This is a genomic window from Burkholderia cepacia ATCC 25416, from assembly GCF_001411495.1.
GTDB lineage: Bacteria > Pseudomonadota > Gammaproteobacteria > Burkholderiales > Burkholderiaceae > Burkholderia > Burkholderia cepacia.
The window spans coordinates 1-20,965 of sequence record NZ_CP012981.1; the positions used below are offsets into that span (position 1 = coordinate 1).

The following is a 20,965-nucleotide window of genomic DNA, read 5'->3' on the forward strand; positions in this document are numbered from 1 at the left end:
ACGCGATCATCGGCGCACGCACGCGGCGGCCGTCAACGGATCACGCCGCAGGCGAGCGCGGGCCCCGCGCCATGCTGCGGAAACGCGGGATCGCTCGAGTCGCGGTGCACCAGCGCCGCGCGGTTCATCGCCGAGCGCACGCCATCGAGGGCCAGATCGGGCGCGACGATGAAGCCGGCCGCGACGCCGTTCGCGTCCGCATGGATGTTGCCGAGATCGCCGGCGACGCGGGCGCCCGCGCGCAACCGGTCGGCGGCCGGCGCGAACACCTGGCCGGCGCTCGAGCCGTCGCCCGCGTTGCAGTCGCCGCGTTCATGCACCTGTAGCGCGTGATCGCTGTTGGGCGGAAGGCCGGCCAGGTTGTACGTGACCTGAACGCCGTCCGGACGCTCGACGAACGTCACCGCGCCGCGCGCCTGCGAGCCGACCGTCGGCTGCAGTTGTGCGTCGGCCCGTTTTTCGTGCGACGAGGAAAAGGAGGTGCAGCCGGCCAGCAGGCCCAGCGCGGCGGCGGCCAGCAGCGCGTACCGCACGCGGCCGGCGCGCACGCCGTGATGTCGTTGTTTCATTCGATCCTCATGCCGGCTGGCGGCCGTTTGACACGACGGCCGCGCCGGGCGGGTAAAGGGACCCGGGAAAAGTCGCCATGATACCGCGCCTCGCGGCGCCGTAAACAGCGTGAGGCCCCGCCCCGCAAGGGTTTTACGTATTTTGAACAACGATCGACGGAAACTTCGACGTCATGTCGCGCGATCGCTCGGCAATCGCCAGTGCGACACCGCGCGCGATGTCGCGGTAACGACGGGCCAGCGCGCCTTCGGGATCGGCCGCGACCGTCGGCGTGCCGCTGTCGGCCCGCTCGCGGATCGCGATGTCGAGCGGCAGGCTGCCGAGCACGTTCACGTCGTAATCCTTAGCCATCCGCTCGGCCCCGCCAGCGCCGAAGATGTGGTTCTTCGTGGCCGCAAGTTCGAACAGATGTGGATGCTCATGTTCTCGACGATGCCGAGGATCGGAATCCCGACCTTCTCGAACATCTTCAGGCCCTTCTTCGCGTCGAGCAGCGCGATGTCCTGCGGGCGTCGTGACGATCACCGCGCCCGTGACCGGCACGCGCTGCGCGAGCGTGAGCTGGATGTCGCCCGTGCCGGGCGGCATGTCGACGATCAGGTAGTCGAGCTCGCGCCAGTTGGTCTGGCGCAGCAACTGCTCGAGCGCGGAGGTCGCCATCGGGCCGCGCCATACCATCGGGTTGTCTTCCTCGATCAGGAAGCCGATCGAGTTCGCCTGCAGCCCGTGGCCGACGAGCGGATTCATCGACTGGTTGTCGGGCGACTCGGGGCGCTGGCCGTGGATGCCGAGCATCGTCGGCAGTGACGGGCCGTAGATGTCGGCGTCGAGGATGCCGACCGACGCACCTTCGGCGGCGAGCGCGAGCGCGAGGTTGACGGCCGTCGTGCTCTTGCCGACACCGCCCTTGCCCGACGCGACCGCCACGATGTTCTTCACGTTCGCAGCAGTTTCACGCCGCGCTGCACCGTGTGCGCGACGATCTCCTGCGACACGGCGACGCGCGCGTCGCGTACGCCGGGCACGGCCTGGAGCGCCGCGGTGACGCGTGCGCGCACGTCGTCGTGCTGGCTGCGCGCGGGATAACCGAGCACCACGTCGAGCGCCACGACGTCCGCCGTCGATCGCGACGTTGCGCACGCCCTTGTTCGCCGCATACGGACGGCCGGTATTGGGGTCGACGACAGCCGCCAAAGCGGCGTCGACTTGTGCCCGGTCAATGCTCATCGAAACTCCGTGAAAACGTTTTTCTCGCGCGCAAACGTCAAAAAATATCAAATTACGCTGCGAAAATCGGGAAAAGTGAAAGAATCTGTTGCACGCCATTGCGCGAACGCGCGACCCGGCGCACTCTTCGCCTGCGGCATGCTATGGGCCAAATCGGCCACCAACCGCCTATATTGTAGAGGCTGACGCGTCGCACTGCCCGAACAGCCACGCTGACGGACAGGGCATGCGGCCACCTCGGCGGCTGCCGCTGGCGCAGGCCTGTCCTCCTTTTTCGGGCGGCCCGCGCGTGGAGCCGTAACTGTTGTTGTCGTCGTTGTCGACTCGTTCAACCAAGAGAGGAATCCAAGATGAACATGAAAATCGCGACCCGTCTGTCCGTCTTCGCATTGGCCGGCGCACTGCTGGCAGGCTGCGCCACGCAGCAAGGCAACAATACGGCCGTCGGTACCGGCACGGGTGCGGCGCTGGGCGCAGGCATCGGCGCGCTGGCGGGCGGCGGCAAGGGCGCGGCGATCGGCGCGGGCGTCGGCGCACTGGTCGGCGGCGTGACGGGTTACAACTGGCAGGCGATCAAGAACAAGCTCGCGCCGTCGGCAGCCAAGACGGGTACGCAGGTGACCGAGCAGCCGGACGGCTCGCTGAAGCTGAACGTGCCGAGCTCGGTGACGTTCGCGACGAACCAGTACGCGATCACGCCGGCCTTCACGCCGCTGCTGAACGACCTGGCGACGACGCTGAACCAGAACCCGCAAGTGACGGCATCGATCGTCGGCTACACGGACAGCACGGGTTCGCAGCAGCTGAACCAGACGCTGTCGCAGAACCGCGCGCAGAGCGTCGTCAACGCGCTCGTGCAGCGCGGCGTTGCCGGCGGCCGCCTGTCGGCACAGGGCATGGGCCCGTCGAACCCGATCGCGGACAACGCGACGGAAGCCGGCCGCGCACAGAACCGCCGCGTCGAAATCTACCTGCGCGCAGCACAGGCGCAGTAAGCGCACGACGAGGGGAAGGCGCGGGCCCGCCGCCCGCGCAGCCCCGCCGGACAAGACTTCCGGCGGAGCCGGTAACAAATCGAAAAAATTTTCGAACTTCTGTCGCAGGCCGTGGTCAGTATTTACGGTACGCGGCTGGTGTTGCCGGCGCGTCACCATTCTCCTCTTGTCGTTGTTGCTCCGGGGCCGTATCCGCCCCGGTTTTTTTTGCCCGCAGAATTCGTGCTGCGCCGCAGCATGTCACCGCCGGGCACGCCGCTTGCGCGGCCCCGCCCGTTCCGGCGCCCGGTCAGCGGCGCCCTGCCCGCGTCGCCCGGCGCGCGCCCCTGCTAGAATCGCAGTTTCCCGTCGTTTTCCGCCGTTCCTCTACAGACCCTATGTCCGCATCCGACCTCACTTCCGTGCAGGCTGCGGCGCCGCAAGGTGACCGCCAGATCCTCGTTACGTCCGCACTGCCCTATGCCAACGGGCAGATCCACATCGGCCACCTGGTCGAGTACATCCAGACCGACATCTGGGTGCGGACGCTGCGAATGCATGGCCATGAGGTCTACTACATCGGCGCCGACGACACGCACGGCACGCCGATCATGCTGCGCGCGGAGAAGGAAGGCCTGACCCCGAAGCAGCTGATCGACCGCGTGTGGACCGAGCACAAGCGCGACTTCGACAGCTTCGGCGTGTCGTTCGACAATTTCTACTCGACCGATTCGGACGAGAACCGCGTGCTGAGCGAGAAGATCTACGTCGCGCTGCAGGAAGCCGGTTTCATCGCCGAGCGCGAGATCGAGCAGGCGTACGATCCCGTCAAGGAAATGTTCCTGCCCGACCGCTTCATCAAGGGCGAGTGCCCGAAGTGCCACGCGAAGGATCAGTACGGCGACAGCTGCGAAGTGTGCGGTTCGACCTACCTGCCCACCGAACTGCTGAACCCGTATTCGGTCGTATCGGGCGCGACGCCGGTGCGCAAGACGTCGAAGCACTACTTCTTCCGCCTGTCCGACCCGCGCTGCGAAACGTTCCTGCGCGAATGGGTGAGCGGCCTCGCGCAGCCCGAAGCGACCAACAAGATGCGCGAATGGCTCGGCGACGCCGGCGAGTCCAAGCTCGCCGACTGGGACATCTCGCGCGACGCGCCGTATTTCGGCTTCGAGATCCCTGGCGCGCCCGGCAAGTATTTCTACGTGTGGCTCGACGCGCCCGTCGGCTACTACGCGAGCTTCAAGAACCTGTGCGACCGCAACGGCGTCGACTTCGACGCGTGGATCCGCCCGGGCTCGACCACCGAGCAGTATCACTTCATCGGCAAGGACATCCTGTACTTCCACACGCTGTTCTGGCCCGCGATGCTCGAGTTCTCGGGCCACCGCACGCCGACCAACGTGTTCGCGCACGGCTTCCTGACGGTCGACGGCGCGAAGATGTCGAAGTCGCGCGGCACGTTCATCACCGCGCAGAGCTACATCGACACGGGCCTGAACCCCGAATGGCTGCGCTACTACTTCGCCGCGAAGCTGAACGCGACGATGGAAGACATCGACCTGAACCTCGACGATTTCCAGGCGCGCGTGAACAGCGATCTCGTCGGCAAGTACGTGAACATCGCGAGCCGCGCGGCAGGCTTCCTGATCAAGCGCTTCGACGGCCGCGTGCAGGACAGCGCGATGAACCATCCGCTCGTCGTGAAGCTGCGCGATGCGATTCCCGGGATCGCCGCGCACTACGAAGCACGCGAGTACGGCCGCGCGCTGCGCCACACGATGGAGCTCGCGGACGAAGTGAACGCGTACGTCGACGGCGCGAAACCGTGGGATCTCGCGAAGGATCCGGCCAACGCGGTCGCGCTGCACGAAACCTGCAGCGTGAGCCTCGAGTCCTTCCGCCTGCTGTCGCTCGCGCTGAAGCCGGTGATGCCGCGCGTGGCCGAGGCCGTCGAGTCGTTCTTCGGGATCGCGCCGCTCGCGTGGGCCGATGCCGCGAAGCCGCTGTCGTCGGAACAGCCGATCAAGGCGTACCAGCACCTGATGACGCGCGTCGACCCGAAGCAGATCGAGGCATTGCTCGCCGCGAACCGCGATTCGCTGCAGGCCGAGGCCACCGGCGCGGCCGCCGCGAGCGCGAACGCCGCCAAGGAGGCGAAGAACGCCAAGGTGAACGCGAAGCCGGCCGCCGTGAACGGCGCCGACGATGCCCCCATCTCGATCGACGATTTCGCGAAGATCGACCTGCGCATCGCGAAGATCGTCGCGTGCCAGGCCGTCGAGGGTTCGGACAAGCTGCTGCAGCTCACGCTCGACGTCGGCGAGGAAAAGACCCGCAACGTGTTCTCGGGCATCAAGTCGGCGTACCAGCCCGAGCAGCTCGTGGGCAAGCTGACCGTGATGGTCGCGAACCTCGCGCCGCGCAAGATGAAGTTCGGCCTGTCCGAAGGGATGGTGCTCGCCGCGTCGGCCACCGACGAGAAGGCGGAACCGGGCCTCTACATCCTCGAGCCGCACAGCGGCGCGAAGCCCGGCATGCGCGTGAAGTAAGCCGAACGCGCTGCCGCTGGCGCCAAACAAAGCCCCGCACGATTCGTTTCGTGCGGGGCTTTTTCATTCATGGCTGCTCGGCACGCCGCGCCCGCGCCGCGTCGCTGCCGAACCACCGGTCGAAACGCCGCGTGTAGTTCAGGTCGACGCCCTGGAACGTGCCGCCGTACGCGGACACGGACCAGAAGCGCGTCAGGTTGATCGTCGCCTTGAACGCGTTGCTCGCCGACTGCAGCCCCTGCTCGAAGCCGAGCACGAACCGCTCGTTGATCGCCTTCGACACCAGCACGACCTGCGGGTCCGTCAGGCCCACTTCGCTGCGGCCGACCGAGACCTCGTCGAGACCGAAGGTCTGCGCGACGCGCTTGCCGGTCACGCTGCCGAGCAGCCCGAGCGCCGCCGTCATCGTGCCCTGCTGACCGACGTTGTTGCCCTGGTCGGTGCCGTGCCCGAACAGCAGCCACGACAGCTTTTCGTTGTCCGTGACGTTCGGTTCCGACACCAGCTTGACCGTCAGCGACTGGATCGTGCCCGTGACCTGCACGCCGGCCTCGACTTCCTGGTTGCGCCGCATCGCGAGGATGTTGACGCCCGGGTTCGACACGGGGCCGTTGAACGTGAAGAAGCCGTTCTCGATCGCGAGCTTGCGGCCGAACGACGTGTACGTCGACCCTTCGGTCACACGCACGTTGCCAACCGCGCGCAGCGGCACGCCCGGCGCGCTCATCACGGTAATCGTGCCGCGCAGCCCGAGATCCGCGCCGTGCCCCTTGAAGCGGAAGTTGTTGCCGAGGCCGATGTCGATGTTCGCGCGCGGCGCGAGCGACGGCGCCGGTTTGTCCGCGGCCGGCTTTGGCTTGGCAACGGCGGTGCCGGTCGGCGTCTCGCCGCGCACCGTGCCGTCGGGTTGCACGATCACCACGTCGTCCGACAGATGCGGCGCCGACTCCTCGGGCAGGTCGAACAGTGCGCGATCGACGACGAACTTGCCGTCGATCGACAGCGCGCCGCGCGGCCCGTCGTTCGCGACCGTCGCCTTGCCCGACAGCGACAGCTTCCGGTCCGGCGCCGCGAACAGCTCGAGCTTGTCCGCGACGATGCTCGCGGTCAGGTCGGGCGCCTCGCCGTCGAGACGCACGCGGCCAAGTGCGCGCAGCGTGCCGTCGCCGCCGTGGAACTCGACCTGCTGGAATTCGACGAGGTTTTCCGACAGCTTGATGCGCACGATGCCGTCCTTCAGCTGCACGCCCTGGTCGACGAGCGTCGCGGACAGGTCGTCGCCCGTCAGCATCCCCGACAGGTTCGGCTTCGCCGGCGTGCCCGCGACGGTCAGCTTCAGCGCCGCGCGCCCGCCGAGCAGATAGCTCGGCCCGAACAGGTTGCCGGTCGTCTTCAGCGCCGGGACGTCGACGTCGATGCGGCCCGACAGCGGGCCATCGTCGACCACGCCGAACATGCCGTCGCGCAACGCGAACGGCACGGTGACGTTCGCATCGAGCGTGCCGATCCGGTTCGCCTTCGCGAGCGCCGTCACGTTGAGCCGGTTGCCGGGCGTGAAGTTCGCGCGCGCGGACAGGTCGGTCAGCCCCAGCGACGCGATGCCGCGCCCGCTCTCGATCGTCACGTCGCCGCCGCGCCGCTTCACCTGCACATGGCCGGTCGAGTTCGCGCCGAGCGAGAAATCCCAGTCGGCGTCGAGCACGACGTCGGTTCGTACCGGCGGCCGCTGGCCCGTCAGCTCCTGGCGGACCTCGAGGAAACGCGCGACCGACACGCCGCTCACGGAGCCCGCCGAGCGCATCTGGCCGTGATCGAACACGAACGACTTCAGGTCGATCGCCGCGCCCTCGAGCGTGAGCCGCGTCGCGCCGAGCGTCACGCGGCCGGCACCGACCGATACGGTCAGCGGCGCCTGCAGCGCGACGGCCGGCGTGCCGCGGTTCGCGAGCCGCGTCACGGTACCGTCCCAGCGCATCCCGTCGCGGCTCTCGACCACGCCGCCGTTCGCCGCGAGCGTCAAGTCGATCACGCGGCCGCCGGCCGTCCCGAGTGCCGACGCGTCGAGCGTGTGCTTCGCGCGCGTACCGTCGAGGTTCGCGCGCAGCGATTTCAGATTCAGCGAACCGAGCGCGAGGTCGGTCGCGTCGGCCGTGAACACGAGGGCGCCGTGCGCGCCGTCGCGGATGTCCGCGCGACCCTGCGCGGCACCGATCCGGTTCGAGCCGACGACGACGTGCTCGGCCTTGTAGGTGGCCGTCACGTTCGGGTGCGCGAAGCTGCCGGTCAGGTCGCCCTGCGCCTGCACGAGCCCTTCCACGCCGAAGCCGAGCCGGTCGAGCTGCGGCGCGTCGATGACGAACCGCAGCCGGTCGCCGGGTGCCCCGAAGCTGCCGCGCAGGTCGACATGATTGCCGGCGATCGACAGGTTCGCGTTGCTCGGCAGGATCCGCGAGCCGGCGAGCTGCACGACGCCGGCGCCGGTCAGCGGCACGCCGTCGTACAGGCTGTCGCCGAGCTTGAAGGTCGCCTTCGTCGACACCTGCGGCGCGAATGCGCCCGACGCCGTCAGCGTGCCCGACACGCGCGTCTCGCCGCGCCTGGGCGGCGCCTTCGCGACCTTGACAGGCGCCTTGCCGCTGCCGGCCTTCGGCGCGCTCTGCGCGGCGAGCAGCAGCGGATCGAATCCGGTCAGCGTCGCCTTCGCGTCGTAGCTCGAATGCGCATCGTGGCGGAACACGCCCGTCAGGTCGATGCGGCCCTTGCCCGCCGTCACGCGCGCGTCGGTCAGCACGGTCTGCTGCGGCGTCAGCGCAACCTTCGCGCGTGCGCCGAGCGCGAGCTTCGGATCGTTCAGGTTGAAGTCGACGGTCGTCACGCTGGCCGCGAGCGTCACGCCGAGCGGGCCGCCCAGGCGCATCGGCCGCAGCTCGGCGACGAAGGCGTTCAGGTCGAGGTTCGCGACCTTCAGGTCGAAGCGGCCCTTGCCGCCCGTCAGCGTGCCGTTGCCCGTCACGCTGCCGTCGCGGATCAGCTTCAGCGCGAGCGCGTCGATCCGCTGCGCGTGCGCGTCGAGATGCACGTTCGCGTGCGCGTCGATCACCGGCAACAGGTGATCGCCGAGCGTGCCGGGCTTCGCGTTGACGATCGACACCGGGCCCGTCACCGCGAACCCCTTTGCGGGCGCCGAGCCGGCCGGCGCGGTCACGGGTGCGAGTTCCGCGCGCACCGCGAGATCGGCGGCCGGCGCGCCGGGCGCGAGCGCCTGCGGGTTCACGTGATCGAACGCGAGCGACGCGCGCGTGAGCGGCACCGCGCCGAACGGCGCGGCCTCGACGTGCGCGCGCCCGTTCAGCTTCATCCCGCTCGCGTCGACTTCCGCGACGAGCGCCTCGAGCGAGCCCGACACGCGAGCGCGCGCATCGACCGGCTCGTCGGCCAGCTTGCCTGAGTAAGTGGCCTCCCCCGTCAGCGCGAACGGCTTCACGCCGTCGAGTTTCGCGCGCGCGGTCAGCGCACCGTACGGCGTATCGACGCCGTCGAGCACGAGTTCATGGTGACGACCGTCGCTGCGGCCGTTCAGCGCGAGATGGTCGAGCTGCGTCGTCGAGCCGCCGTCGTGGATCGCGAGGTGATCGACGCGCAGGTCGTCGATCCGCAACTGCAGCGGCAGGCTCAGGTCCTGCGGCGTCGTACTCGGCGTCGACGGCCCCGGCGGGATCCGCACGTCGATCGTGCCGGCGCGAAGATACGCGATGGACAGACGCCACGGCGCGCGGGTCAATGCCCAGCGGCCGTCGATCCGGTCGATGCGGATTTCGGTACCGGTGCCGTCGGGGCTCGTCCAGGCGAACCCGCGCAACCGCACGCCGGTCGCGAGCGAGCCGCCGTCGAGCGTGCCCGCGAGCCGCGCGCCGAGCACGCGCTCCGCCACCTGCCACGCGAGCCGCGTGCCGTGCTCGGTCGTCACCGCGGCCAGCACGAGCCCGACGGCCAGCACGACGAGCAGCACGACCGTCGCGAGCGTCCATGCGACGAACCGCCCGATGCGCGCGACGGGCCCGCGGCGCGGCGCGCGCGGCGGCGCGTCGGGCGCGCCGCCGGGCGTGTCCGGATCGCCAGGCGGCGGCGTGTCGTTCGTATCGTTCGGGTCCTTCGTCATGCGGTTCGTCGATGAAGCGGTACGTTCAGAAAGCGATGCCGAGCGTCAGGTACGGGCGCACGCTATGGTTGCGCAACCCGTACGCGACGTCGACGTTGATCGGGCCGACGGGGCTGCGCCAGCGCGCGCCGACGCCGACGCCCGGGTAGAACACGCGTTCGCCCCACGCATCGGTGGCCGTGCCGATGTCGAAGAACGTCGCGGCACCCCAGTCGCGGTTGAACCAGTGCTGGTATTCGGCGGTGCCCGTCATCAGGTACTTGGTCGGCAGGACGGAACCGTCGACGCTGTTGCCGATGCTCTGGTAACCGTAGCCGCGCACCGAGTTCGAGCCGCCCGCGCGGAACAGCAGCGACGCCGGCACGCCGGTCGAGCTGCCGCTCGTGAACACGCCGCCGAGCTCCGCGCGGAACACGAACAGGTCGCGCTTGCCGACCGGCAGGTACTGCTGGCCGCGCGCGTAGCCGCGGATGAAGGTCTGGTCGGTCAGTACGCCCTTGACCGCGAAGCCGGCCTCCGCGTGGATCAGGTTGCCCGAACGCGGGAACAGCGGATCGTCGACGTTGCGGCGCGTCCATGCCCATTGCGGCACGAGCGCGCGGCTCGTGGTCGGCCCCGCGCCGTTCTGGTCGAGCCGGTCCTGGTAGTACATCAGCGAATACGAATAGTCGATGAACTGGCCCGTGCGCGTGCGCTGCACGCCGACCCGCGCGCTGTAGATGCGCGTATCCGACACGTTGGTGTTCGTGTACGACGCGAGCACGCTGTTGGTCCAACCCTTCTCGCCCGGCGGCATCGACAGCTGGACCTGCCCGTATTGCTGGATCTGGTCGAGCCGGCCCGACACGGTCAGCGGCCACGCGGCGCCGAACGTGTCGAGATACGTGTAGGAGCCCTGCACATGCGGCCCGGTGTCGGTCGCGAAGCCGACGCCGCCGCGGATGTTGTTGTACGGGAACTCGCTGACCTTCACGTGCACGGGCGTGCGCTCGGGCTTCGCCGTATCGTCGCCGACGTCGATCGCGACGCTCGCGTAGTACGGCGTGTTCTGCAACTGCCGCTGCAATTCGGTGATCCGCTGCACGTCGTAGATCTCGCCTTCCGACAGCGGATTGACGTTCGTGACGATCTTCTCCGGATAGCGCCGCACACCGTCGACGTCGACCTTGCCGATCGTGAACGTCGGACCGCTGTCGAACGTGACCGCGAGCGTCGCGCGCTGCGTGCGCGGATCGATGCGCGCCTCCGACGACGCGATCTTCGCGCCGAGATAACGACGCGACTGCAGTTGCCTGAGCGCCGCGCCCTTCGCGCCGTCCCAGTCGGACTGCGTGAACGGGTCGCCCGGCTTCAGCGAAAACGCGAAACGGGTCGCGGCTTCCTGCTTCGGGTCCTCGGTGTCGACGGGCCCCTTGAAGGTCAGGTCGACGCTCGACACGACGGTCTGCTTGCCCGGATCGACCGCGATGCGCACGTCGCGCTTGCCGTCGCGCGTGCGCACGTCGGTGCGCACGACCGGCGAGAAATACCCGGCCGTCGCGGTCAGGTCGCGCACCTGCTGCGGGGTGGCCTTCACGAGGAAGTCGAACTGGTCGTCGCTGATGTCGTCGCGCTTCGCGAAGCGCGCGATGTCGAGGTGCGTCTTGAGCAGCTTGCGAACCGAGCGCGGCGCGTCGATGTCGACGTCGTACTTCGCGTGGGCCGGCAGCGCGAAGCACGCGGCCAGGCAACCCGCGAGGGTCGCCCGTGCGGCACGGGCCGCGGCGCCGGCGCGATTGCGTTCCACGCGCGGGCCCGCGTCATGTGCCGGATGTGCTTGCTGGTTCGACTGCCCCGCCAAATATGACCTCGCCCTCGGTTGTCACGGTTTTGTGGAAAACCCTGTATTTGACCACAGCGTGCCGGCGCCAAAGCTTAATGTTTGTAAACCGCCGCGCGAGCGCGCGTGGCCGCGGCGTCATGCCCGGCGGTGCGCTTGCGGCCGCCGGCTGCGCGCCAACCCGCGGATTCGACGCGCGATTGCCGCCGGCCGTTCCCGCGATGCGGTAAAATCCCGCCATCGTGAATCCGGCGCATCGTGCGCCGCCCGAAACGGAAAATCCAGCCATGCCGTACCAGTCCGATGTCACGCAGTTCCTGAACCAGCTCAAGCAACAGAAGCCGACGCTCGAGGAAGAGCAGCGCAAGGGCCGTTCCCTGCTGTGGGACAAGCAGCCGATCGACCTCGAAGAGCGCGCCGAGCAGCAGGAATCGCGCGTGAAGCAAACGTCGTACGTCTACTACCAGAACTTCTGACGACGTGAGCGCCGCCGACGAGGCCAGCGCCGCCCGCCAGGACGACGCGATCGCCGCGCCCGCGGGCGCCGATTCGACGCCCGACACGGTCGACGGTGTCGCGGCATTCGCTCGCCTGTACGGCGAGCCGCTGTTCAAGCTGCCGCAGGATCTCTACATCCCGCCCGATGCGCTCGAGGTGTTCCTCGAGACCTTCGAAGGCCCGCTCGACCTGCTGCTCTACCTGATCCGCAAGCAGAACTTCAACGTGCTCGACATCCCGATGGCGCAGGTCACCGCGCAATATCTGGGCTACGTCGACCAGATCCGCACGTCGAACCTGGAGCTCGCGGCCGAGTACCTGCTGATGGCCGCGATGCTGATCGAGATCAAGTCGCGGATGCTGCTGCCGGTCAAGAAGGCCGACACCGGCGAGGAAGCCGAGGATCCGCGCGCCGAACTCGTGCGCCGCCTGCTCGAATACGAGCAGATGAAGCTCGCCGCGCAGCGGCTCGACCAGTTGCCGCAGCTCGGCCGCGACTTCCTGCGCGCCGAGGTCTACATCGAGCAGAGCGTCACGCCGCGCTTCCCCGACGTGAATTCGGACGACCTGCGCGCCGCGTGGGCCGACGTGCTCAAGCGCGCGAAGCTCGTCCAGCACCACAAGATCTCCCGCGAGGAGCTGTCGGTGCGGGAGCACATGAGCCTGATCCTGCGCCGGCTGCAGAACGCGCGCTTCATGGAATTCGCCGAGCTGTTCGACACGTCGCGCGGCGTGCCGGTCGTCGTCGTGAATTTCATCGCGATGCTCGAACTCGCGCGCGAATCGCTCCTCGAGATCACGCAGGCCGAGCCGTTCGCGCCGATCTACGTGCGCCTCGCGTACCTGCCCGCGTAACCGGCCTGGCGCCCGCGTCCGCCCTTCCCGCCCCCCGATTCATTCCGGCACACATGCCGCCTCGCCGCAGCCCGACGCGACTGCGCGGGCCGCTGCCGGCACGCCCGATTAAAAAGTGAACGACCGTACTTTTTTCGATGCGTTTGGCGGCCAAATCCTCTACAATCCGCCGACGCCCGATGCGCCGCCCGCGCGCCGGCGTTCTCCGCTTCGACCCCGACGCCGCTGCTGCGGCGCCAACGCGCGCATGCGCGAGGAAACCGCTACCCGATCATGAAAGTCATCAGCTCGATCCAGGAACTGCGCGACCAGTTGCGTGGACAGAACCGCACGGCGTTCGTGCCGACGATGGGCAACCTGCACGAAGGGCACCTGTCGCTGATGCGCCTCGCGCGCCAGCACGGCGACCCGGTCGTGGCGAGCATCTTCGTCAACCGGCTGCAATTCGGCCCGAACGAGGATTTCGACAAGTATCCGCGCACGCTCCAGGACGATATCGAGAAGCTGCAGCAGGAAAACGTCTACGTGCTGTTCGCGCCGACCGAGCGCGACATGTACCCGGAACCGCAGGAATACCGCGTGCTGCCGCCGGACGACCTCGGCGGGATTCTCGAGGGTGAATTCCGGCCCGGCTTCTTCGCCGGCGTGTGCACGGTCGTCACAAAGCTGATGTCCTGCGTGCAGCCGCGCGTCGCCGTGTTCGGCAAGAAGGATTACCAGCAGCTGATGATCGTGCGCCGGATGTGCCAGCAGCTCGCGCTGCCGGTCGAGATCATCGCGGCCGAAACCGTGCGCGACGAGGACGGCCTCGCGCTGTCGTCGCGCAACCGCTACCTGACGACCGACGAGCGCAAGGAAGCGCCCGAACTCGCGAAAACGCTGCAACGCGTGCGCGACAGCGTGCTCGGCGGCGAGCGCGACCTCGGCAAGCTCGAGCATCACGCGCGCACGCACCTGGCCGAGCGCGGCTGGGCGCCCGACTACATCGCGATCCGCCGCCGCGCGAACCTGATCGCACCGAGCGCCGCCGAACTCGAAGCCGGCGAGCCGCTCGTCGTGCTCGCGGCCGCGAAGCTCGGCGCAACGCGCCTGATCGACAACCTGGAAATCTGACGAGCCGCCCGCCCGCGCCTCTCACGACGCATCACGGAGACACCATGCAGCGCCACATGCTCAAATCGAAGATCCACCGCGCGGCCGTCACGCACTGCGAGCTGCACTACGAAGGCTCGTGCGCGATCGACGAAGACCTGCTCGAAGCGGCCGGCCTCATCGAAAACGAACGGATCGACATCTGGAACATCAACAACGGCGAGCGTTTCTCGACGTACGCGATCAAGGGCGAGCGCGGCAGCGGGATGATCTCGCTGAACGGCTCGGCCGCGCGTCGCGCGCAGCTCGGCGACCTCGTGATCATCGCGGCATTCGCGATGGTCGACGAAGCCGAGATTCAGGCCGGCTGGAAGCCGAAGCTCGTGTTCATCGACGACGGCAACAAGATCAAGGGCCACCGCGATCACGTGCCGACGCAGAACTGGACCTGACCTGACTGACCGGCCGCCCGCGTGCCGCTGCGCGCGGGAGCGGCTGTGCCGCTTGCGGTCGAAGGGTCGAAGGGCCGGATGCCGTGTGCCACGGGATCCGGCCCTTTCTCATTTCCCCGCGTACCGGCCCTGCGGCCGCGCGATCAGGACGCCTTGGCGGCCCTCTCCGTCTTCTCGGCCTTCGGCGCGCGGCGTTCGGCCCATTCGACGATCGGCCGCCACTGCTCGAGATCCTTCTCGACCCGGCTCTTCGCGACGTCCCACAGCGTGAGGCCGTGCGCGGCGATCTGCACGTAGTTCTGCGTGTCGCGCACGTAGCCGAGCACCGGCAGGCCGAGCCCTTCGACGAACCGGTGAAGCTGGTCCGACGAGCGCGTGCGCGCATCGACCCGCATCCCGACGATCCCGACCTCGACGCTGCCCTTGCGCACGGCCTTCTCGCCGGCGAGGCGCTCCAGAAACTGCTGCGTGGCCAGAATATCGAACATCGACGGCTGCAGCGGCACGATCACCTTGTCGGCCAGTTGCAGCGCGACGTTGAGCCGGTTGCCGTGCAGCCCGGCCGGCGTATCGATCACCGCATATTCGAGGCCGCGCGGCGGCTTCGTCGGCGCGTCCGGATCGAGTTCCCATGCCTCGATTGCCGGCAGTCCGGCCGGCCGCAGCTCGAGCCACGCATGCGCGGACTGCTGCCGGTCCAGGTCGGCAAGCGCGACCCACGCGCCCTGCGCCGCGAAATAGCCGGCAAGATTGGTGGACAGCGTGCTCTTCCCCACGCCGCCCTTCGGATTCGCCACCACGATCACCGTCATGAATTCCCCCGAAAAAGCCGCGCGGCCCCTGCCGCAGGGCAGGCGCCGCTCGATTGCGTATACAGGGAGCGATGATATCGGCAAACGGGGTGTCACCGGAACGGGTTGCGCCGCGCCGTGTACGCCGATTTACCCATTACGCACGCTGGACCGCGGCTTCCCGTGCGCCGAGCGCGAACGCGCCGCCGCCCAGCAGCGCCTGCACGGCGAGCGTGACGGCCCAGAACGCCGGGTATTCCCAGCCGCCGTTCGGCGACGCGAAGCTCCAGCCGTTCGGCAGATGCGCGGCGGTCGCGCCGAGCATGAACGGCAGCAGCACCAGCGCGGCGACGCGCACGCGGAAGCCCGCGAGCAGCGCCAGGCCGCCCGCCAGTTCGACGAACGTCGTCAGGTACGCGAGCCAGCCCGGCAGGCCGATCGACGCGAAGAACTGCGCGGTGCCGGGCAGCGTGAAGACGAACACCTTCTGCGCGACGTGCGCGAGGTACAGTACGCCGAGCGCGACGCGCAGCAGGGTCGCGGCGAAATCGTTGAGGCGATTGGGGTTCATGGCGAATTCCTTCGTGAGTGGTGTGAATGGATCGCACTCTATTCGAATCGATTCAACCGATAAACGCGCCAATTCGCTTTAACTGATTCCCGGATGGAATCAATCGGGACATAAAAAGGGGCATGACCGATCATGCCCCGCGACCTGCTTCAGTAACCGCTCTTGCCTTGTGTGGCGTCGCCGGAACCGGACTGGCCGCCGCCCGGTGCGTACGAATCGCACGCGTGCGCAACCGCCGACACGCCCAGCAGCGCCGCGAGCAGCACGCTCCACCACCATCGAGCCTTCATCGTCGCACTCCTCCAGGCGGACATCCGCCCTCCTGTGTTGTATGCGATCCGGCGGAAAAAGCGAGCACGGCCCGGCCCGCGTCAACGAAACTCGGCGTACAGCGCGTCGAGATCGAGATGGTCGGCGAACGAGTCGGCCAGCCGCTCGAGCGATGCCTCGCGCAACGCCGGATAGTCGATGCGCGCCGCGCCGTCGAGCCCGGCCCACGCGAGCAGCGCCGCGCATGCGTCGGGCGAGTCGAACAGCCCGTGCACGTAGGTCGCGAGGATCTGGCCATCGGCGGACACCGCGCCGTCCGGGCGCGTGGCGTCGGAGGCGGCGGGTGCGGCGTCGGCTGCCAGCGTCAGCGCGGGCGACGCGAGCGCGGGCCCGTGCGTATCGCCCATGTGGATCTCGTAGCCGCGCACGGCCGCCCCGCCCGGCAGCGCGAGATGCCCGGTCACGTTCTTCAGCGTCTTGTCGCGCTGCAGGGTCGTGTCGAAATCGAGCAGCCCGAGCCCCGGCACGCTGCCGGGCGCCCCTTCGAGGCCGAGCGGATCGTCGAGCGTGCGGCCGAGCATCTGCATCCCGCCGCAGATGCCGATCACCTTGCCGCCGTAGCGCAGATGGCGACGGATCAGCGAGTCCCAGCCCGCGTCGCGCAGCCATGCGAGATCGCGCTGCACGCTCTTCGAACCGGGCAGGATCAGGAGGTCGGCGTCCGGGACGGGGCCGCTCTTCCAGTACGTGAATTCGACCTGCGGATGCGCGCGCAGCGGGTCGAAATCGGTGTGGTTGCTGATGCGCGGCAGCGCCGGCACGACGACGCGCAGCAGGCCGGCATCGCCGCGTGCGGCGGCGCTGCGCGCCTGTGCCGGCAGCATGTCCTCGGCGTCGAGCAGCAGGCCGTGCAGGTACGGCAGCACGCCGAACACGGGCTTGCCCGTCTGCGCACGCAGCCAGTCGAGCCCCGGCTCGAGCAGCTTGACGTCGCCGCGGAAGCGGTTGATCACGAAGCCGCGCACGCGTGCGCGCTCGCTGTCCGACAGGCACGCGAGCGTGCCGACCAGGTGCGCGAACACGCCGCCGCGGTCGATGTCGGCGACGAGCACGACCGGGCAGTCGACGCGTTCGGCAAACCCCATGTTCGCGATGTCGCCTTCGCGCAGGTTGATCTCGGCCGGGCTCCCCGCGCCCTCGACGATCACCGTGTCGTAGCCGGCGCGCAGGCGCGCGTACGACTCGAGCACCGCTTCGAACGCGACCGGCTTGTAGCCGTGATACGCGCGTGCATCGAGGTTCATGCGCGCCTTGCCGTGAATGATCACCTGCGCGCCGCGGTCGCTCGTCGGCTTCAGCAGCACGGGGTTGAAATCCGTATGCGGCGCAACGCCCGCGGCCAGCGCCTGCAGTGCCTGCGCGCGGCCGATTTCGCCGCCGTCGGCCGTCACCGCGCTGTTGAGCGCCATGTTCTGCGGCTTGAACGGCGCAACGCGCGCGCCGCCGCGGCGCGCCAGCCGGCACAGGCCCGCGACCAGCGTGCTCTTGCCCGCGTCGGACGTCGTGCCCTGGATCATCAGCGTGCCGCGCGGCCGCGGCTCGGGTGCATTCATCGTGTAAAGGTCGTCGCGAAGCAAAGGCCGCATTATCCCCCGCGCCGGTATGCCCGCGCCGTTACAATCACGCGATGATTCCGCACGACCTCACCTTCGTCCTCGGCGGCGCACGCTCGGGCAAGAGCGCGCACGCCGAGCGCCTCGCCGCCGACAGCGGCCGCCCCGTCACCTACATCGCCACCGCAACCGCCGCCGATGCCGAATTCGCGCAGCGCATCGCGCACCATCGCGCGCGCCGGCCGGCCGCCTGGGGCTTCGCCGACGCACCCGTCGACCTCGCCGGCACGCTCGCGCGGCTCGACGATCCGCACGCGTGCCTGCTCGTCGACTGCCTGACGCTGTGGCTCACGAACCTGCTGTGCCCGGCCGACGGCGAACCGCTCGACGATGCGCAGTACGCGGCACAGGTCGACCGGCTCGAGCACGCGTTGCGCGGCGCGCGCGCGAAGGTGATCGTCGTCAGCAACGAGATCGGGCTCGGCGTCGTGCCGCTCGGGTCGGTCACGCGCCGCTACGTCGACGAACTCGGGCGCCTGAACCAGCGTGTCGCCGCGCTCGCGACGCGCGTGACGCTGCTCGTCGCCGGGCTGCCGCTCGACCTCAAGACGGGAGCGCCGTCATGCTGATGCTGTCGCTGCCCGTAGTCGCGATGTTTGCGGTCGCGGCCGCGATCATCGACCGCGCGATCGGCGAACCGGCCGGCTGGCATCCGCTCGTCGCGTTCGGCCGCCTCGCCGCGCGCATCGAAGGCGCGCTGAACACGGGCCGGCGCGGCCGCGTGATCGGCGTCGCCGCATGGATCGCGGCGGTCGTGCCGCCGGTCGCCGTCGCGGCATGGCTCGCGGCCGTGCTGCCATGGCCGCTCGCGGCCGCGCTGCACATCGCCCTGCTGTGGTTCGCACTCGGCGCGAAAAGCCTCGCCGACCACGTCGCGCCGATCGCCGCGGCGCTGCTGCGGCGCGACCTCGGCGCCGCCCGCATGCTCACCGCGCGCATCGTGTCGCGCGACACGAGCGACGCGGACGAAGGCGCGCTGTCGCGTGCGGCCGTCGAATCCGCACTCGAGAACGGCAACGACGCGATCTTCGGCGCGCTGTTCTGGTTCGTCGTCGCAGGCGGCCCCGGCGCGCTGCTGTTCCGGCTCGCGAACACGCTCGACGCGATGTGGGGCTACCGCACGCCGCGCTTCCTGACCTTCGGCTGGGCCGCCGCGCGCCTCGACGACGCGCTCAACTGGATTCCCGCGCGCCTGACGGCCGCGAGCTACGCGCTGCTCGGCGACACGGCCGCCGCATGGCGCTGCTGGCGCACGCAGGCACGCCACTGGGACAGCCCGAACGCGGGCCCGGTGATGGCCGCCGGCGCCGGCAGCCTGAACGTGCAGCTGGGCGGCCCGGCCGTCTATCACGGCGAGATCGAGGATCGCCCCGCGCTCGGCACCGGCGCGACGGCGAGCGCCGTCCATATCGTCGCCGCGTTGTCGCTCGTCACGCGCACGCTTGCCCTGTGGCTCGCGCTGCTGGTCGCGAGCGGCGCACTCGTCATGGCCACCCATCATGTCTGACACCCGCATCACGCACGGCGGCAACCTGCACGAAGCCGCACGCCGCCACGGCATTCCGTACGACACGTGGCTCGACCTGTCGACCGGCATCAATCCGGTCGGCTATCCGGTGCCGCCCGTCCCGGCCGACGCGTGGCGCCGGCTGCCCGACGACGGCGACGGCCTCGCGGCCTGCGCCGCGCAGTACTACCACGTGCCCGATCCCGCGCACGTACTGCCGGTGGCCGGCAGCCAGGCTGCGATCCGCGCATTGCCCGCGCTGCTGCCGGCCGGCGACGCCGGCGTCGCGACGCTCGCGTACGGCGAATACGCACCCGCTTTCGCGCGACACGGCCATCGCGTCGTCGCGCTCGACGTCGGCACCGATACGCTGCCTGCGACGCTGCGCCACGTCATCGTCGGGAATCCGAATAATCCGACCGCCGAATTCGTGCCGGTCGAACGCCTGCTCGGCTGGCATGCGCAACTGGCGGCGCGCGGCGGCACGCTGATCGTCGACGAGGCGTTCGCCGATACGGGTGCAACGCAGTCGCTCGCGCCGCAGGTCGATCGCCCGGGGCTCGTCGTGCTGCGTTCGGTCGGCAAGTTCTTCGGGCTCGCCGGCATCCGCGCAGGCTTCGTGCTCGCGTGCCCCGGCCAGATCGTCGCGCTGCGCGACATGCTCGGCGCCTGGACGGTCGGCGGCCCCGCGCGCCATGCAGTCGCCGCGGCGTTCGCCGATCGCGCATGGCAGGCCGCCGCCCGCGAGCGGCTCGCGGCCGACGGCGAGCGGCTGGCCGCACTGCTGCGCGCGCACGGCTTCGCGGCCCGCACGACGCCGCTCTTCAGCTGGACCGACGACCCGCGGGCAGCGGCACTGCATGCGGCACTCGCGGCACGCGGAATCTGGACGCGGTACTTCCCGACTCCGTCGAGCGTACGCGTCGGCCTGCCGGGCAGCGAAGCCGAATGGCAGCGCCTCGGCGACGCACTCGCGCACTGCGTGCCGCTGCTGCAACGGGAATCCGCATGATTCCGCACCTGTTGCGCCGGCTGACACCGGTCGCGATGCTGACCGCACTCGCTCACGCACCGCTCGTCCACGCCGACGTCACGACGCGCGACGACGCCGGCAACACCGTCACGCTGCCTGCGCCCGCGCAGCGCGTGATCAGCCTCGCGCCGCACGCGACCGAGCTCATCTACGCAGCCGGCGGCGGTGCGAAGCTCGTCGGCACGGTCACATACAGCGACTATCCGCCCGCCGCGCAAGCCATACCGCGCGTCGGCGACAACAAGGCGCTCGACCTCGAGCGGATCGCCGCGCTGAAGCCCGACCTGATCGTCGTCTGGCGGCACGGCAACGCCGCGCGGCAGACCGACGCGCTGCGCGCATTGCATATCCCGCTGTTCTTCAGCGAACCGAAGCACCTCGACGACGTATCGTCGTCGCTGCGCCGGCTCGGCACGCTGCTCGGCACGCAACCGGCTGCCGATGCGGCCGCGGCCGCCTATACGCGCGACATCGCGGCGCTGCGCGCACGTTATGCCGCGCGGGCGCCCGTCACGATGTTCTTCCAGGTCTGGGACCGGCCGCTGATGACGCTCAATGGCGCGCACCTGATCAACGACGTGATCGAGCTGTGCGGCGGCCGCAACGTGTTCGCCTCGCTCAGGCCGCTCGTGCCGACCGTCACCGACGAGGCCGTGCTCGCGGCCAATCCGGAAGCGATCGTCACGACGAGCGCGGGTGCGTCGCGTACGGACGAACCGTTGCCGAGCCTCGCGCGCTGGCGCACGTGGCCCGCGCTGACGGCGGTGGTGCGCAACAACCTGTTCGCGATCGACGGCGATCTGCTGACGCGGCCGTCGCCGCGGATCGCGCAGGGCGCGGCCGCGCTGTGCGAGGATCTCGAAGCCGCGCGTGGGCGGCGGCCGGCGCGCTGAGTTCCGGCGGCTTGAGCGCCCGTCGCGCA

19 protein-coding genes and 1 pseudogene are annotated in these 20,965 nt (G+C 69.4%); 10 read left to right on the top strand and 10 right to left on the bottom strand.

Translation table 11 applies throughout. From position 1 onward, the window contains the following. Positions 1-32: 32 nt before the first annotated feature. The 4 genes and pseudogenes from sodC to APZ15_RS42815 form a co-directional block, all read right to left on the bottom strand. Positions 33-569, bottom strand: a complete 537-nt coding sequence (gene sodC / locus APZ15_RS00005; RefSeq protein ID WP_027786736.1) for a superoxide dismutase [Cu-Zn] — start codon at positions 567-569, stop codon at positions 33-35. Between the two features lie 133 nt (positions 570-702). Then, a complete protein-coding gene (locus APZ15_RS00010; RefSeq protein WP_236849565.1) occupies positions 703-1,509 on the bottom strand; it encodes an Mrp/NBP35 family ATP-binding protein in 807 nt (268 codons plus the stop codon). Continuing rightward, the gene (locus tag APZ15_RS42810) at positions 1,506-1,679 is read right to left on the bottom strand and encodes an iron-sulfur cluster assembly protein (RefSeq protein ID WP_236849566.1); all 174 of its coding nucleotides are present in this window, start codon (positions 1,677-1,679) and stop codon (positions 1,506-1,508) included. Before APZ15_RS42810 ends, APZ15_RS00010 begins: the two co-directional genes overlap by 4 nt. 49 nt (positions 1,680-1,728) lie before the next feature. Then, a pseudogene (locus APZ15_RS42815) lies at positions 1,729-1,896 on the bottom strand (hypothetical protein); the annotation flags it as partial. A gap of 251 nt (positions 1,897-2,147) precedes the next feature. Here APZ15_RS42815 and APZ15_RS00015 point away from each other — a divergent pair. Together APZ15_RS00015 and metG are read left to right on the top strand one after the other, a co-directional pair. Further along, entirely contained in the window at positions 2,148-2,792 is a 645-nt protein-coding gene (locus APZ15_RS00015; protein ID WP_021163796.1) for a YiaD family glycine zipper/OmpA-like lipoprotein, read from the top strand. Between the two features lie 377 nt (positions 2,793-3,169). Then, positions 3,170-5,323 (top strand): methionine--tRNA ligase, encoded by a 2,154-nt coding sequence (gene metG, locus APZ15_RS00020; RefSeq protein WP_027786735.1) that lies wholly within the window; start codon positions 3,170-3,172, stop codon positions 5,321-5,323. A gap of 67 nt (positions 5,324-5,390) precedes the next feature. On the opposite strand, the gene APZ15_RS00025 is transcribed toward metG, so the two are convergent. Both APZ15_RS00025 and APZ15_RS00030 read right to left on the bottom strand, forming a co-directional pair. Continuing rightward, positions 5,391-9,482: a translocation/assembly module TamB domain-containing protein gene (locus APZ15_RS00025; protein ID WP_027786734.1), complete on the bottom strand. Its 4,092-nt coding sequence runs from the start codon at positions 9,480-9,482 to the stop codon at positions 5,391-5,393. Positions 9,483-9,507: 25 nt separating this feature from the next. Next, positions 9,508-11,322, bottom strand: a complete 1,815-nt coding sequence (locus APZ15_RS00030; protein WP_027786733.1) for an autotransporter assembly complex protein TamA — start codon at positions 11,320-11,322, stop codon at positions 9,508-9,510. Between the two features lie 266 nt (positions 11,323-11,588). On the opposite strand from APZ15_RS00030, the gene APZ15_RS00035 reads away from it, so the two are divergent. The 4 genes from APZ15_RS00035 to panD all read left to right on the top strand — a co-directional run bounded on the left by APZ15_RS00035 (position 11,589) and on the right by panD (position 14,198). Beyond that, the gene (locus tag APZ15_RS00035; RefSeq protein WP_006478107.1) at positions 11,589-11,777 is read left to right on the top strand and encodes a DUF3460 family protein; all 189 of its coding nucleotides are present in this window, start codon (positions 11,589-11,591) and stop codon (positions 11,775-11,777) included. 4 nt (positions 11,778-11,781) lie between these two features. Further along, positions 11,782-12,654, top strand: a complete 873-nt coding sequence (locus APZ15_RS00040; RefSeq protein ID WP_021164248.1) for a segregation and condensation protein A — start codon at positions 11,782-11,784, stop codon at positions 12,652-12,654. A 273-nt stretch (positions 12,655-12,927) separates the two neighbouring features. Further along, positions 12,928-13,767 (top strand): pantoate--beta-alanine ligase, encoded by an 840-nt coding sequence (gene panC, locus APZ15_RS00045; protein ID WP_027786732.1) that lies wholly within the window; start codon positions 12,928-12,930, stop codon positions 13,765-13,767. A 44-nt stretch (positions 13,768-13,811) separates the two neighbouring features. Beyond that, positions 13,812-14,198, top strand: a complete 387-nt coding sequence (panD, locus tag APZ15_RS00050) for an aspartate 1-decarboxylase (protein WP_021164250.1) — start codon at positions 13,812-13,814, stop codon at positions 14,196-14,198. A 143-nt stretch (positions 14,199-14,341) separates the two neighbouring features. Here the strand turns inward: panD and APZ15_RS00055 are convergent, their stop codons facing one another. The 4 genes from APZ15_RS00055 to APZ15_RS00065 all read right to left on the bottom strand — a co-directional run bounded on the left by APZ15_RS00055 (position 14,342) and on the right by APZ15_RS00065 (position 17,443). Further along, entirely contained in the window at positions 14,342-15,010 is a 669-nt protein-coding gene (locus APZ15_RS00055; RefSeq protein WP_027786731.1) for a ParA family protein, read from the bottom strand. A 136-nt stretch (positions 15,011-15,146) separates the two neighbouring features. Next, a complete protein-coding gene (locus APZ15_RS00060; protein WP_027786730.1) occupies positions 15,147-15,560 on the bottom strand; it encodes a DoxX family protein in 414 nt (137 codons plus the stop codon). A 149-nt stretch (positions 15,561-15,709) separates the two neighbouring features. Continuing rightward, positions 15,710-15,850, bottom strand: coding sequence for a hypothetical protein (locus APZ15_RS41640; protein WP_166741928.1), 141 nt, complete (start codon positions 15,848-15,850; stop codon positions 15,710-15,712). Positions 15,851-15,931: 81 nt separating this feature from the next. After that, a complete protein-coding gene (locus APZ15_RS00065) occupies positions 15,932-17,443 on the bottom strand; it encodes a cobyric acid synthase (RefSeq protein WP_027786729.1) in 1,512 nt (503 codons plus the stop codon). A 74-nt stretch (positions 17,444-17,517) separates the two neighbouring features. Here APZ15_RS00065 and cobU point away from each other — a divergent pair, with 74 nt between their 5' ends. From cobU to APZ15_RS00085, 4 genes are read left to right on the top strand one after another with little or no spacing between them, the layout of a single operon-like run. Then, entirely contained in the window at positions 17,518-18,072 is a 555-nt protein-coding gene (cobU, locus tag APZ15_RS00070) for a bifunctional adenosylcobinamide kinase/adenosylcobinamide-phosphate guanylyltransferase (protein ID WP_027786728.1), read from the top strand. Beyond that, positions 18,066-19,010 carry an adenosylcobinamide-phosphate synthase CbiB gene (cbiB, locus tag APZ15_RS00075; RefSeq protein WP_027786727.1) on the top strand — a complete coding sequence of 315 codons (945 nt, stop codon included), beginning with the start codon at positions 18,066-18,068 and terminating at the stop codon, positions 19,008-19,010. The genes cobU and cbiB overlap by 7 nt, the downstream gene beginning before the upstream one ends. Further along, complete coding sequence (gene cobD, locus APZ15_RS00080) at positions 19,003-20,022, top strand: threonine-phosphate decarboxylase CobD (protein WP_027786726.1); 1,020 nt, start codon at positions 19,003-19,005, stop codon at positions 20,020-20,022. Before cbiB ends, cobD begins: the two co-directional genes overlap by 8 nt. After that, a complete protein-coding gene (locus APZ15_RS00085; RefSeq protein WP_027786725.1) occupies positions 20,019-20,936 on the top strand; it encodes a cobalamin-binding protein in 918 nt (305 codons plus the stop codon). Before cobD ends, APZ15_RS00085 begins: the two co-directional genes overlap by 4 nt. Positions 20,937-20,965 lie beyond the last annotated feature (29 nt).